Origin of the sequence: Streptomyces sp. NPDC085866 (assembly GCF_044541035.1) — a bacterium.
In the GTDB taxonomy this organism is placed as follows: domain Bacteria; phylum Actinomycetota; class Actinomycetes; order Streptomycetales; family Streptomycetaceae; genus Streptomyces.
The window spans coordinates 535,646-550,296 of the sequence record NZ_JBITSQ010000002.1; the positions used below are offsets into that span (position 1 = coordinate 535,646).

At 69.4% G+C, this 14,651-nt stretch carries 10 protein-coding genes and 1 pseudogene; 9 read left to right on the plus strand and 2 right to left on the minus strand.

What is annotated here, in order from left to right:
• Window positions 1-128 precede the first annotated feature (128 nt).
• The 9 genes and pseudogenes from ACIF83_RS05825 (at window position 129) to zwf (ending at window position 13,012) form a co-directional block, all read left to right on the plus strand.
• A complete protein-coding gene (locus ACIF83_RS05825) occupies window positions 129-1,409 on the plus strand; it encodes an MFS transporter (protein WP_399723706.1) in 1,281 nt (426 codons plus the stop codon).
• Between the two features lie 144 nt (window positions 1,410-1,553).
• Complete coding sequence (locus tag ACIF83_RS05830; RefSeq protein WP_399723708.1) at window positions 1,554-3,260, plus strand: aldehyde dehydrogenase family protein; 1,707 nt, start codon at window positions 1,554-1,556, stop codon at window positions 3,258-3,260.
• Between the two features lie 81 nt (window positions 3,261-3,341).
• Entirely contained in the window at window positions 3,342-4,895 is a 1,554-nt protein-coding gene (locus ACIF83_RS05835; protein ID WP_393477108.1) for a long-chain fatty acid--CoA ligase, read from the plus strand.
• A gap of 338 nt (window positions 4,896-5,233) precedes the next feature.
• On the plus strand, window positions 5,234-6,007 hold the full coding sequence (ppgK, locus tag ACIF83_RS05840) for a polyphosphate--glucose phosphotransferase (RefSeq protein ID WP_393477105.1): 774 nt from the start codon (window positions 5,234-5,236) through the stop codon (window positions 6,005-6,007).
• A 51-nt stretch (window positions 6,008-6,058) separates the two neighbouring features.
• Window positions 6,059-8,125 (plus strand): transketolase, encoded by a 2,067-nt coding sequence (gene tkt, locus ACIF83_RS05845; protein ID WP_399723712.1) that lies wholly within the window; start codon window positions 6,059-6,061, stop codon window positions 8,123-8,125.
• Window positions 8,126-8,189: 64 nt separating this feature from the next.
• Window positions 8,190-9,821: pseudogene (pgi, locus tag ACIF83_RS05850) on the plus strand (glucose-6-phosphate isomerase); the annotation flags it as partial.
• A 36-nt stretch (window positions 9,822-9,857) separates the two neighbouring features.
• Entirely contained in the window at window positions 9,858-10,859 is a 1,002-nt protein-coding gene (gene gnd, locus ACIF83_RS05855; protein ID WP_399724067.1) for a phosphogluconate dehydrogenase (NAD(+)-dependent, decarboxylating), read from the plus strand.
• 5 nt (window positions 10,860-10,864) lie between these two features.
• Window positions 10,865-11,554, plus strand: coding sequence for a 6-phosphogluconolactonase (gene pgl, locus ACIF83_RS05860; protein WP_399723715.1), 690 nt, complete (start codon window positions 10,865-10,867; stop codon window positions 11,552-11,554).
• Window positions 11,555-11,602: 48 nt separating this feature from the next.
• Window positions 11,603-13,012 carry a glucose-6-phosphate dehydrogenase gene (gene zwf / locus ACIF83_RS05865; protein ID WP_398138144.1) on the plus strand — a complete coding sequence of 470 codons (1,410 nt, stop codon included), beginning with the start codon at window positions 11,603-11,605 and terminating at the stop codon, window positions 13,010-13,012.
• Between the two features lie 46 nt (window positions 13,013-13,058).
• Here the strand turns inward: zwf and ACIF83_RS05870 are convergent, their stop codons facing one another.
• Together ACIF83_RS05870 and ACIF83_RS05875 are read right to left on the minus strand one after the other, a co-directional pair.
• Complete coding sequence (locus tag ACIF83_RS05870; protein WP_393477089.1) at window positions 13,059-13,274, minus strand: hypothetical protein; 216 nt, start codon at window positions 13,272-13,274, stop codon at window positions 13,059-13,061.
• A gap of 128 nt (window positions 13,275-13,402) precedes the next feature.
• Window positions 13,403-14,500 (minus strand): hypothetical protein, encoded by a 1,098-nt coding sequence (locus ACIF83_RS05875; protein WP_399723718.1) that lies wholly within the window; start codon window positions 14,498-14,500, stop codon window positions 13,403-13,405.
• Window positions 14,501-14,651 lie beyond the last annotated feature (151 nt).

Genomic DNA, 14,651 nt, shown 5'->3' on the forward strand with positions numbered 1-14,651 from the left:
CGCCCGTCCGTGAGGGCCGGGCGCAAGTCCGGCCTGTCGTTGCACCCCTTTGCCCGACTGTCTTCCGCGGAGTCCCTGTGACCGACACCGACGTCGTACCCGCTGTGCCAGCCCGCCCCACGAGAACCATGAGCGGTCCACGACGCCGCGCCTGGACCGTCACCGCACTCCTCGTCGTCTTCATGATGATCAACTTCGCGGACAAGTCCGTGCTGGGTCTGGCGGCCGAGTCGATCCGCACGGACCTCGGCCTGTCCGCGTCCGCCTTCGGGCTCGCCAACAGCGCCTTCTTCATGCTGTTCTCGGCCTGCGGCGCCGCGGTCGGGCTGCTCGCCGACCGCATACGGCCGAAGTGGCTGCTCCTGATGATGGCCCTGCTGTGGTCGGTCGCCCAGACCCCCCTGGCCCTGGGAGGAGGACTCGCCCTGCTCGTCGCCTCGCGTGTGCTGCTCGGCGCCGCCGAGGGCCCCGCCTTCCCTGTCGCGCAGCAGACCGCGATGTCCTGGTTCCCCGACCGCAGCCGCAACCTGCCGGGTGCGCTGGTCGTCCTGGGCACCACTCTCGGCATGCTCCTCGCCGCACCCGGCCTGACCTGGGTGATGGCACACCACGGCTGGCACGCGGCCTTCGCCGTCGTGGCGCTCGCCGGCCTGGCCTGGGCGCTCTTGTGGGTCCCTCTCGGCGCGGAAGGACGCTACGCGAGCGCCACACCGGACGACGCCTGCTCCGCCCGGGCGGAAGCCCCCACCGCCCAGGGGATCGGGGTGGCGGCGCGCCGGACGCCGTACCGACGGATTCTCACGACCAGGACCTGGATGGGGGCCACGACCGCCTACTTCGGCGCGTACTGGATCACCGCGTTCGGACTGGTCTGGCTTCCCTCCTATCTGCATGAAGGGCTGGGCTACTCGACAGCCACCTCCGCCCGGGTGCTGATGTGTGTCTACGGCCTGAACGCCGTGGTCGTGCTCGGTCAGGCCGGCCTGACCGGGTGGCTGCTGCGCCGCGGCACGGCGAGCCGGTGGGCCCGCGGCGGAGTCGGCGGCACCCTCCTGCTCGTCAGCGCCGCAGCCTGCCTGGCACTGCCGTCCGTGCCTGCCGGTGCCGCGACCGTCGTGCTTCTGGTCGTCGGGTTCGGAGCGGCCGGCGCGATGACCAGCATCGCCGTCACCACCATCACCCGGCTGGCCCCCGCCGATCGCCGTGGCGGAGCCCTGGGCATCATGAACGCCGTCGTGACCACCGCCGGCCTGATCGCACCGACGTTGATCGGGCACCTCGTGGACGCCCACGGAGCAGAAGGCTACGAGTACGCCGTCCTGATCACCGGTGTCCTGCTCCTCCTGGGCGGGACCGCCGCGGCCACGCTGATCGACCCGGACCGCGACGCCCGCCTGCTGGTCGAGTGAGACCCGACCGTCCAACCCCTTCTGCGGGATACGCCCGTCGCACGACCCACGGGTCCCCGCAGCCCCGCCCTCGGACGAAGCGCGCCGCCCCGCATCAGGCGCGGGCAGTCCCCATGCCGTCCATCAACTTCCACAAGGAGTGACGTGACCTCCAGCGTTCTCGACACATCCGCCCTGGACCGAGCCGTCGCTGCACTGTGCCGCGGCGCCGAGTCCTGGTCCGCCACCCCGCTTCCCGAACGCATCGCTCTGCTGGAGCGGCTACTGCCGCGTGTGGTCGCAGGCTCCGCCGGCATGGTCGCAGCCGGGGCGAGCGCCAAGGGATACGCTCCCGACTCCCCATGGGCCGCCGAGGACTGGATGGGCGGGCCATGGGCCCTGGTACAGAACGCCGCGGCCCATCTGCACGTCCTGCGGCGCATCGCCGCCGGTCGCGATCCCCTGGCCGCGGGGGCCGTGCGCGAGCGCGACGGACGGGCGCTGGTCGACGTCTTTCCCGCCACCGGATGGGACAGGCTGCTGCTCAACGGCTTCAGCGCCCAGGTGTGGACGCGCCCCGGCACCACCACCGAGCAGGTACGCGAGCGGGCGGCGGGGGAGTACCGGGGGCGGCCCGGGCGCCCGGGTGTGGCTCTGGTGCTCGGCGCGGGCAACGTCGCCGCCATCACGGCGCTCGACATCCTGCACAAGCTCTACGTCGAGGGCGAGGTCGTCGTCGCCAAGATGAACCCCGTCAACGCCTATCTACGCCCGCACTTCGAGCAGGTCTTCGCCGAGTTCGTCGCACGCGACTGGGTCCGCTTCGTCGACGGCGGAGCGGCCGAAGGCAGTCACCTCACCCGCCACGAGGGCGTCGACAGCATCCACGTCACCGGCAGCGACCGCACGCACGACGCCATCGTCTGGGGCACCGGCGACGAAGCCGTTGAACGGCGCCGCGAGGACCGGCCCCTGGTCGGCAAACCCTTCAGCAGCGAACTGGGCGGTGTCAGCCCGTGCATCGTGACGCCCGGCCCGTGGAGCGACACCGACTTCCGGTTCCAGGCCGAGCACATCGTCAGCAGCAAGATGAACAACTCCGGACACAACTGCATCGCCAGCCAGGTCCTGGTCGTCCCCCGTGACTGGGACGGCACGGAGCGGCTGCTGAACGAGATCCGGCGAGTGCTGCAGGCACTGCCGCCACGCACCGACTACTACCCCGGGGCCGGTGAGCGCCTTGCCGCCGTCCGTGCGGCACACCCGACGGCGGAGACCTACGGCGATGGCGGTCGGCTTCTCGTACCCGACATCGTCGACCATGACGACGTCCTGATCACCAGTGAGGTCTTCGGCAGCGCCCTGGGTGTCGTACGGCTCGCAGGGACGACCACGGACGAATTCCTGCACCACGCCATCGACTTCGCCAACAACGTCCTCCCCGGAAGCCTTGGCGCCACGCTGATCGTCCACCCCAGGACCGCGCGCTCCGAACAGGCGACACTCAGGACGGCGATCGCTGCCCTGCGGTACGGCACGCTGGGCGTCAACTGCTGGTCAGGGGTGGGCTTCCTGCTCGGCTACACACCTTGGGGAGCCTTCCCGGGCAACACGCGTCAGGCCATCGGCAGCGGCATCGGTTTCGTCCACAACGCGTTCATGCTCGAGGGCGTCGAGAAGACCGTGCTGCGGGCTCCCTTCGCCCCGGCGCCGCGCGGCCTGGCCACGCGAGAACCGTCACTCTCCCCCCGGCCACCGTACTTCGTCACCAACCGCACGGCGCTGACCACCGTGGAACGCCTCACCCGCTTCACCGCCGCGCCGAGCGCGCTGAAGCTGCCTGCCCTTTTCGCGTCCGCGCTGCGTGGCTGACCCGCCGGAACCGGACGGCGCAGATCCCGCCTCGACCGTCCCCACCCCCTCACGGAGACCCCCTTGCTGAACCTCGCCGTCTTGCTGGAAAGCAGTGTCCGCGACGTACCCGACCGCACCGCTGTGGTCTTCGGCGACCAGCGGCTGACCTATGCCGAACTGGACACGGCCGCACGCCGCGTGGCCGGACTGCTGCATGCGCGGGGCATCCGGCCCGGCGACAAGGTCGCAATGTCCTGCCCCAACATGCCCTGGTTCCCCATCGTCTACTACGGCATCCTCAAGGCCGGAGCCGTTGTCGTTCCGCTCAACGTCCTGCTCAAGAGCCGCGAGATCGCTTACCACCTGACCGACTCGGGAGCCAAGGCCTACTTCTGCTTCGAGGGAACACCCGAACTGCAGATGGGCCAGGAGGGGTGGAACGGGTTCGAGACCAGCGACGGCTGCGAGCACTTCTTCCTACTGACCGCCGCCCCCACCACCGACTCTCCGCTCGCCGGCGCCCAGACCCTGACCGCGGCACTGGAAGGGCGCAGCGCGGACTTCGAGACGGTCGTCACCGAGGCCGGTGACACCGCGGTCGTCCTCTACACCTCCGGTACCACCGGCCTGCCCAAGGGCGCCGAACTCACGCACGCCAACATGACGCTCAACGCCCTGACCTGCCGGCAGATGTTCGGTGAGGCCGAGCAGGACGTTCATCTGATCACGTTGCCGCTGTTCCACTCCTTCGGCCAGAGCGTCCAGATGAACGCCGGCCTCGCTGCGCGGGCGACGCTGGTGCTGCTTCCGCGCTTCGAGGCGCGCTCGGCCCTCACCCTGATGCAGCGCCATTCGGTCACGATGTTCGCCGGTGTCCCCACCATGTACTGGTCCCTGCTCAACGAGGAGGCGCCCGGTGTGGACCTTGCCCGGATCGCACAGAGTCTGCGCTTCGCCGTCTCGGCGGGCGCGGCACTGCCGGTCGAGATCCACCGCCGCTTCGACGAGCGGTTCGGCATCACCCTCCTGGAGGGCTACGGCCTGTCGGAGACCAGCCCCGTGGCCACCTTCTCCCCGCCCGGCGAGAAGGCACGCCCGGGCTCCATCGGGCGTCCGGTCTGGGGCGTGGAGGTGGCTCTGATCGACGAGAACGGGTCCCCGGTCGAGGGCCCCGACGCGGTCGGCGAAATCGCCATCCGCGGGCACAACGTGATGAAGGGCTACCTCAACCGGCCGGAGGCGACGGCAGAGGTCCTGCGGGACGGCTGGTTCCGCACCGGCGACCTGGCCCGCCGGGACAGCGACGGCTGGTACTACATCGTCGACCGCGTCAAGGACCTGATCATCCGCGGCGGCTTCAACGTGTACCCGCGGGAGATCGAGGAGGTGCTGCTGACCCATCCCGCCGTGAGCATGGCGGCCGTGATCGGCGTGCCCCACGACAGCCACGGAGAGGAGATCAAGGCGTGTGTGGTGCGTGCACCCGGCATGGAGATCTCCGAGGAGGAACTCGTCGCCTGGTGCCGGGAGTCGATGGCGAGCTACAAGTACCCGCGTCTGGTGGAGTTCTGCGACCTTCTGCCCACCAATGCCACCGGAAAGATCCTCAAACGTGAACTGCGCAACGCAAAAGGAACCGTTGCCGGCCGATGAGCCGGCGAAGGAGAGGACTTCGCTGCTTCGTCGTATGTGGCTGAGGCGGTGTACGGCTTCTTCGCGAACGGCGGGGGCTCGTGCTACGTCGTCGGCACCAGGCCACCGCCATGCGCTGTCACCGCAAACGCCGCACCGCCAGTCACGAACTCCGTCCACATGGCAACGCGTCAGCTATTGGGTGAAACCCTCGGGCTTCGACATAGCGCCGTAAGAGTGATGTTGCGAATATAAGGGATATATGTGAGTGTTAAGGGCTACATGGCGAAGCTCTTGCGGGGCCTGACGTCCAAAATTCAAACAACACATTTTGGGCCAGCCCCTGAGGGGAGCGGGCAGTGGCGCAGGCAAATCTGGACAAGACGGCCCACGTGCTGGGGGTCGACATCGGCGGAACCGGTATCAAGGGAGCGCCGGTCGACCTCGAACTCGGCAGCCTCATCGGTGAACGGGTCCGGATCCCGACCCCGCATCCGGCGACCCCGGGGGCAGTCGCGGACGTGGTCGTGCAGGTGCTCTCCCAGATCGGCGTCCCAGGACCGGTCGGGCTGACGCTCCCGGCAGTCATCCGGGGCGGCAAAGTCCAGACGACGTCCAATATCGACCCGGCCTGGATGGAGACGGACGCGGCCCAGCTCTTCGCACGAGCGACCGGCCGCGACGTGAGGGTGGTGAACGACGCCGACGCGGCCGGGATCGCCGAGATGCGCTTCGGCGCCGGCAAGGGACGCAAGGGCGTCGTCGTGATGGTGACGCTCGGCACCGGTATCGGCAGCGCCGTCTTCTCCGACGGGTTCCTGGTGCCCAACAGCGAGCTGGGGCACCTGCCGTTGCACCACGGGGATGCCGAGGACTGGGCCGCGGAGTCGGTGCGCGAGCACGACGACCTGTCCTGGAAGAAGTGGGCACACCGTCTGGAGACGTATCTCGAGCTCGTCCAGCGGCTGCTGTGGCCCGACCTGATTGTCATCGGCGGCGGCGTCAGCAAGAAGGCCGACAAGTTCCTGCCGCACATCGAGCTCAGGACCGAGGTCGTGCCGGCGCAGCTGTTGAACGATGCGGGCATTGTCGGCGCGGCGCTCTTCGCCCCGGCCGGGAAAGCTCAACCCTAGTCTGCCGCGCTCGATATGAGCGGAGGGGTAGCACCTTCAGGGAGGCTCGCATTGAGCAACAACGACCTGGAAACACTTTCCGTCAACACGATCCGCACTCTGTGCATGGACGCCATCCAGGCGGCCAACTCCGGCCATCCGGGGACACCGATGGGAATCGCCCCGGTCGCGTACACGCTCTGGCAACGCTTCCTGCGCTTCGACCCGACCGACCCGATCTGGCCCAACCGCGACCGCTTCGTGCTGTCGGAGGGACATGCCTCCGCGTTGCTCTGGTCGCTGCTCCACCTCACCGGCGTGCAGGCTGTCGACCCCGACTACGAGGTCCTCGGCCGACCCGCCGTGGCCCTCGACGACCTCAGGACGTTCCGCCAGCTCGGTTCGCGCTGCCCCGGGCACCCGGAGTACCGGTGGACCAGCGGCGTGGAAGCCACGACCGGCCCGCTCGGCCAGGGCGTTGCGACCTCAGTCGGGATGGCGATCGGCGGGAAGTGGCTCGCCGCCCGGTACAACCGCGACGACTTCACCGTCTTCGACTTCGACGTGTACGCGATGGCCGGTGACGGCTGCATGATGGAGGGGATCTCCTCGGAGGCTGCCTCGCTCGCGGCCCACCAGCGGCTGTCGAACCTTTGCTGGATCTACGACTCCAACCGGGTGACGATCGAGGGCCACACCGACATCGCGTTCACCGAGGATGTGGCGGCGCGGTTCATCGGCTACGGCTGGAACGTCACCACAGTGGCCGACGCCAACGACCTCGACGCCGTGGCCCGCGCGCTGCACACCTTCAAGTCCGAGAACGAGCGCCCGACGCTCATCGTGGTGCACAGCCACATCGGCTACGGGTCACCGGTCGAGGACACCCCGAAGGCACACGGCGCGCCGTTCGGCGTGGAGGGAGTCAAGTCGACCAAGCGATTCCTCGGGATGCCGGAAGACAAGGACTTCTTCGTTCCCGACGGCGTCTACGAGCACTTCGCCGCGGGCGTCGGCGCGCGCGGTCGAGAAGCCCGGACGAGCTGGGAGGCTCGAATCGAGGCCTACCGAACCACCCATCCCGAGCTCGCCGACGAGCTGGGGCGCATCCAGCGGCGTGACCTGCCGGAGGGATGGGAGTCGGCGCTGCCGACCTTCCCGGCCGATCCCAAAGGCATCGCCGGCCGTGACTCCAGCGGCCAGGTGCTCAACGCGCTTGCCCAAGCCGTGCCGTGGGTGCTTGGCGGGTCGGCGGACCTCTCACCGTCGACCAAGACCGACCTCACGTTCTCCGGCGCCGGCGACTTCCAGGCCGATGACCGCTCGGGGCGCAACCTCCACTTCGGGATCCGCGAGCACGCCGCCACCGCGATCACGAACGGGATGGCGCTGACCAAGCTGCGCTCGTACTGGTCGGGCTTCCTGATCTTTTCGGACTACGCACGCGGCGCGATCCGGCTTTCAGCGCTGATGGAGATCCCGGTCGTGCACATCTTCACCCACGATTCGATCGGGGTCGGCGAGGACGGCCCCACCCACCAGCCAGTCGAGCAGCTCGCGTCGCTGCGCGCGATGCCGGGGCTGCTGGTGTTCCGCCCGGCCGACGCGAACGAGGTCGTGGAGACCTGGCGGGTCGTCGCCGCGCTCAGGCACGAGCCGGCGGTGCTGGTCCTTTCCCGTCAGGCACTGCCGACCCTTGACCGCTCCGAGACGGGGGCCGCATCCGGGGTGGCCAGGGGTGCCTATGTTCTGGTCGACGCGGTGGACGGCAAGCCCGACGTCATCCTGCTCGCCACGGGGTCGGAGGTGCAACTCGCGCTCGCGGCCCGTGACGAGCTCGCCGCCGAGGGCCTCGCGGCTCGCGTGGTCAGCATGCCCTGCTGGGAATTGTTCGACCGCCAGCCCAAGGAATACCGCGACTCGGTCATCCCGCCCGGGGTCAGGGCCCGGGTCGCCATCGAGCAGGCGGCGACCCTCGGCTGGGACCGATACGTCGGCGACGGCGGCGCGGTCGTCGGGATGCACACGTTCGGGGCATCGGCGCCGCTCAAGATGCTGCTGACCAAATTCGGCTTCACTCCCGAGAAGGTCACCCAGGTTGCCCGCGAGTGCGTGGCCGCCGGTAGGGAGCAGGCGTGAACGCAAGGCCGTGGCCTGACCTCGGCGTCGAGCGGCCGGACCGAACCCATCAGAGGAGCGAGCCATGCCATCGAGCGCGCTGCGCGAGTGTTCTGCGTGGAAGGCGCTCGCGGGCCATCACTCCGAGATCGCCGGACGCCACCTGCGCGAGCTGTTCGCCGCCGATCCGGGACGCGGCGAGCGGATGACGGCCGAGGCCACAGGGCTGTACCTGGACTACTCGAAGAACCGGATCACCGACGAGACCTTGCGGCTGCTGCTCCGGCTCGCCGAGGAATCGGGACTGCGCGAGCACATCGACCAGATGTTCGCCGGCGATCGGATCAACGTCTCGGAGCACCGGCCGGTGCTGCACGTGGCGTTGCGGATGCCGAAGGAGTCCTCGCTCGTCGTCGGCGCAGTGGACGTCGTCGCGCAGGTGCACGAGGTGCTCGACCGGATGGAGGCATTCGCGGACCAGGTCCGCTCGGGCTCCTGGAGAGGCGCCACCGGCAAGCCGATCCGCAACATCGTGAACGTCGGCATCGGCGGCTCCGACCTCGGGCCGGTCATGGCCTACGAGGCGCTGCGCCATTACAGCCGGCGCGATCTCACGTTCAGGTTCGTGTCCAACGTCGACTCGACGGACATCGTCGAGGCGACCCGTGATCTGGCCGCCGAAGAGACGTTGTTCATCATCGCCTCGAAGACGTTCGGGACGCTGGAGACGATGACCAATGCCCGCTCTGCGCGTGAATGGGTCCTGGCGCAGCTCGGTGACGAGGCGGCGGTCGCCCGGCATTTCGTGGCGGTGTCCACGAACGCGCAGCGGGTCACCGAGTTCGGCATCGACACCGCGAACATGTTCGGGTTCTGGGACTGGGTCGGCGGGCGCTACTCGATGGACTCCGCGATCGGTCTCTCGACCATGCTCGCGGTCGGTCCCGACAAATACCGCGATCTCCTCGCCGGATTCCACGCGATGGACACGCACTTCCGCACCGCGCCGTTCGAACAGAACCTGCCGGTCCTGATGGGACTGCTCGCCGTCTGGTACGGCGACTTCTTCGGTGCCCAGACCATCGGCGTGATGCCCTACGACCAGTACCTGAAGCGCTTCCCGGCCTACCTCCAGCAGCTCACCATGGAGTCCAACGGCAAGCACGTGACGCTTGAGGGCGTGCCGGTGGACTACCAGACCGGCGCGGTGTATTGGGGGGAGCCGGGGACCAATGGGCAGCACAGCTTCTACCAGCTGATCCACCAGGGAACCAAGCTGATCCCGGTGGACCTGATCGGCTTCGGCAAGTCGCTCAACCCACTCGGCAGGCACCACGACATCCTCTCGTCGAACGTCTTCGCCCAGGCCCAGGCGCTCGGCTTCGGCAAGACCGAGGACGAGGTGCGCGCCGAGGGGACCGAGGAGGACGTGGCGCCGCACCGAGTGATGGAGGGCAACTGCCCGACGAACGTGCTGCTGGCCGAGGCGCTCACCCCGTACCGGCTCGGCACGCTGGTCGCGCTCTACGAGCACAGCGTGTTCACCCAGGGGACGATCTGGGGGATCGACTCCTTCGACCAGTGGGGCGTCGAACTCGGCAAGGTGCTTGCTGTCGCGATCATCCCGGAGCTCGAGAGCGCGACCGAGCCTGAGCTCGGCCACGACTCGTCCACGAACGCGCTGATCCGCACTACCGCACGCTCAAGGACTAGGAGGCACCACATGGCGACAGACAAGCCCATGCAGCTCGGGATGATCGGGCTCGGCCGGATGGGGGCGAACCTGGTGCGTCGGCTGATGCGAGACGGCCACCATTGCGTCGTGTCCGACGTCAACGCGGACGCAGTCGCCGAACTGACCGGCGAGGGTGCGACGGGCGCAGACTCACTCCAGGATCTGGTTGCGAAACTGGACAAGCCACGGGCTCTGTGGCTCATGCTTCCGGCTGCGATCGTCGACTCCATCCTCGACCAGCTCGCTCCGTTGCTGGAGCCCGGCGACATCCTCATCGACGGCGGCAATTCCTACTACCGCGACGACATCACGCGCGCCAGGCGTCTTGCCGACAAATCGCTGCATTACGTCGACTGTGGGACCAGCGGTGGGGTCTGGGGGCTGGAGCGCGGCTACTGCCTGATGATCGGCGGCGAGGACGAGGTCGTGGCCCATCTCGACCCGATCTTCAGGACGATCGCGCCCGGCGAGGGCAGCGCCGAGCCGACGCCGAGCCGGTCCCGGACCGACGGCACCGCCCCGCTCGGGTACCTGCACTGCGGGCCGAACGGTGCCGGGCACTTCGTGAAGATGGTCCACAACGGGGTCGAGTACGGGATGATGGCCGCGATCGCCGAGGGCCTCGGCATCATCAAGCGCGCGAACGCCGGCAAGAGCCGGCAAGAGGTCGACGCGGAGACGACGCCGCTGCGCGATCCGTGGGCCTACCAGTACGACATCGACGTCGGTGAGGTGGCCGAGGTCTGGCGGCGCGGCTCGGTCGTCGGCTCGTGGCTGGTCGACCTGATCGCCGACGCCTTCGCCAGGTCGCCCTCCCTCGACGACTTCGCCGGGCGGGTCTCCGACTCCGGGGAAGGCCGCTGGACCGTCCTCGCCGCGGTGGACGAAGGCGTCCCGGTGCCGGTCATCACCACCTCGCTCTACGAGCGCTTCGAGTCCAGGCAGGCCGGGGAGTTCACCGACAAGATCCTCTCGGCGATGCGCTCGGAGTTCGGCGGGCACGCCGAGAAGAAGGGCTGACCGCTGTGCATCACGAACTCGAGGTCGTCGCCGACCCCGATACGGTCGCCGGCACCGCGGCGGCGTTCGTGGCGCGGCCGGCCCGGGCCTGCGTGCGAGCCCACGGCCGATTCACGTTCGCCGTCAGCCGGGGGCACACGCCCTGGGCGATGTTCGCACGGCTCGCGCATGAGCACGTCCCCTGGGAGCACGTGGCGGTGTTCCAGGTCGACGAGCGGGTCGCGCCCGACGGCGACACGGACCGCAACCTCACCCACCTGCGGGAGAGCCTCGGTGCGGCCCCGGCCGAGGTCATCGCGATGCCCGTGAACGACGCCGACCTTGACGCGGCGGCCGCCGCCTACGGGCGATCGCTGCCCGAGCGTTTCGACCTCGTTCACCTGGGCCTCGGCCCGGACGGGCACACCGCCTCGCTGGTGCCACGGGACCCGGCGCTCGAAGTCTCGGACCGGCTGGTGGCCCTGACGGCGCCCTACATGGGCCACCAGCGCATGACACTCACCTACCCTGCGCTCGCCCGCGCCCGGCAAGTGCTCTGGCTCATCACCGGAGCTGACAAGCGCGAACCGCTCTCGAGGCTTGTTGCGGGAGACCGGTCGATTCCCGCCGGCCGGGTCGAGGCGGCGTCGCTCGTCCTCGCGGACGCGGCGGCCGGCCAGGGCCCGGCTCGCGCCGACGCCCAGTCGCCAGCATGACCAAGATGCCCGGCCCTGTTGCCGTGCCGGCTCCGTAAGGGGGCTCAGATGGCTCTGAACTCGTCGAACGTTCCCGCAGACGTGCTGGTCATTTTCGGGATCACTGGCGACCTCGCGCGAAAGATGACGTTTCGCTCGCTCTATCGGCTTGAGCGGCGCGGGCTGCTGACCTGCCCGATCGTCGGAGTGGCGCGCGACGGCTGGTCCGACGACGCGCTGCGTGACCACGCCCGCGCGGCGATCAAGGCAGCGGGTGAGCCGCTCGACGACGACATCTTTGCTCGGTTTGCTGCCCGACTCACCTATGTGCAGGGCGATTACGCCGACGAGGAGACGTTCCAACGCCTCGCCCTGGCGGTGGACGGCAGGCAGCACCCCGTCTTCTACCTGGAGATCCCGCCGTCGCTGTTTGCCCGGGTGGTCGGGGGCCTGGCAGGCGCCGGGCTGACCAAGGGCGCCCGGGTTGTCGTGGAGAAACCGTTCGGGCATGACCTCGCGTCGGCGCGCGCCCTCAACGCCGAGCTGCGTCAGCTCCTCGACGAGGATCAGCTGCTGAGGATCGACCACTTCCTCGGCAAAGAGCCGGCGATGGACATCCTGTTCCTGCGGTTCGCCAACTCCGTGTTCGAGCCGGTGTGGAACCGCGACCACGTCTCCTGCGTGCAGATCACCATGGCCGAGGACTTCGGGGTCGAGGACCGCGGCCACTTCTACGACCCGGTCGGCGCACTCCGCGACGTCGTGCAGAACCATCTGCTGCAGCTGCTCGCCCTGGTGGCGTCCGAGCCGCCATCAGCCGCCGATGCGGACGCGCTCCGAGACCGCCGGGTTGATGTGTTCCGGGCGATCCCCGACGCCGACCCGGCCCATTACGTCAGTGGGCAGTACGAGGGGTACCTGCAGGTCCCCGGCGTGCGGCCGCGCTCGCGCACCGAGACCTTCGTCGGGTTGCGGCTGGAGGTCGAGAATTGGCGCTGGTCCGGGGTGCCGTTCTTCATCCGCGCCGGCAAGTCGCTTCCCGAGCGAGTGACCGAGATCCGGATCATGTTCAAGCGCCCGCCGCGGCTTGCGTTCGCGGAGCGGTTCGCGCCCGAGCCCGACCAGTGGATCCTGCGGATCGATCCGAGCCCTGGCATCAACTTCCGTATCCAGGCCAAGCAGCCGGGCAAGCAGGACACCCAGCTGGTGGACCTCGACCTGCTCTTCGAGGCCGAGCTGGGTGAGGCACCCGAACCGTACGAGCGCCTGCTCAGTGATGCAATGCAAGGCAACGCGAGCCTGTTCACCCGGGAGGACTCGGTGGAGGAGACGTGGCGGATCGTCCAGCCACTGCTGGAGGCGCCCGGCGACCCCGAGCGCTACCGGCAGGGGACCTGGGGACCGGCGGGCGCGAGCAAGCTCGTCGCCGGATATCCGCCATGGCAAGAACCCTGGCTGCCGGCGAGGCCTCCCGACTGACACGCCCACGGCGTGGGCCGCGCGGACCAGGTCCTCGGCGGTCCTTTCATGGGTCATCGGACGGCGGGGCCGTGGCGGTGGAGTCGACGGCCCCGGTCGTGGTGTGTTCCAGAAGCCGCGCGGCGTGATCGTGCTCGCCGCCCGACGTCGCCTCGTCGCTCACGTGCTTGGCGCCGTTCTCGCAGTACTCGTTGTTGAGCCGCGTCAGCGCCGTACGGCGGACCGTCGTCCGCTCCCGGGTGCACCGCAGCGGGTCGGCCACCGCCGGCACGCCTCCATGTGCCCCATCCGCCGCTCCAGCCCAGTGTCGGCATGTTCCGCGCGCGGCGCGATCCGGGGCGGTCGGGCGCAAGGGGCGACCCGTGATCCGCGAGGCGCAGCGCGGCGGCGTCAGGACGGGGTCCCCGGGTCGGTGTACCGCAGCAGGGCGCCCACGCCCTCGTACAGCCTCAGCTCGCTGTCCGGTACGACGACCAGCTCGGCACCGGTGCCGACGAGGGCCCGGACGAGAACCTCGTCGGCACGTTCCTCGCGCGGGGCCCGCACGCCGAAGGACATCAGCTCCGGCTCGGTCAAGGCGAGCTGAGTGGGCTGGGAGCCCGCCCAGAGCCGAAGCGAAGACCCTGGCGGCCCGTTCAGCAGCAGTGCCGCGACCTGGCTGCGCTGGAGGGCGGCGACGGTGGCGGCCAGCCCCTCCGTTATGGGTCCCTCCAGGGCGCGCCGGCCGATGAAGATGTCCACGAGTTCCCGGTCGTGCGAGGCCATGCGGCCGCGGAAGACGCCGTCGAGCTGGGGCTCCAACAGCGCGCGTCCGGTGTCGGTGGGAGTCCGGCCGCCCACGCGTACGACCTTGTCCCGCAAGGTGTGCGGCAGGCGGCGGATCAGCACGTTGCACGCCCACTCGTCCCCGCCCACGACGACGGCGTCGGCATGGGCGCACCGCGCCCGTTCGTCCAGCCGGTGACCGAGCCGGAGGGAGGTGCGGTGCCAGGTCGCCACCGGGACCCTGTGGTGCAGCCGCTCACCCGGGGTGACGGTGGACGCGGGCCAGATGCCGGTCTCCGCCTCCAGAGTCACCCAGCCGTGGGTCTCGGCGGTCGGAAGGCCGCCGTAGTGGACGACTACGGCCATGTAGGGGATCTCCGGAAGGTGCTGGGTGACCAGGGGCATCGCGTACGGCAGGGTGCTGTAGCGCGCGGAGTCGTGCTCGGGCGGTTTGGGCAGCTCCCCGTCCAGGACGAGCGTGCCGTGGGCGGCGAAGACGGCCTGACCGTGCACCCCCGGCACCTCTGTGTCGGCGCCGATCACCTCCTCCAGTACGTTCAGCAGCGTCCGGTCCGAGCCCTGACGGGACAGACTCTCGCGCAGCCGCCGCCAGCGCAGCGCGATCGCCCGCTCGGGATGCGCGACGTTTCGGGAGGTGTCCAGGTACACGGAGGCGAACGGGCCCGACTCCTCGTAGAGGGGTTCAAGGAACGACAACCTCATCGCCACTCCTCGTCGATGGTCTCCCCTCCTTTGATGATGCGCGCCCCAGGAGCGATGGAGCTCGACGAGCGGAAGGGAGTTGTCCGGATAGCGACGCATGAGCCGTTCGTGGACGCCGCGGTGGAGTGGTCCGGCCCCATGGACAGGCGCC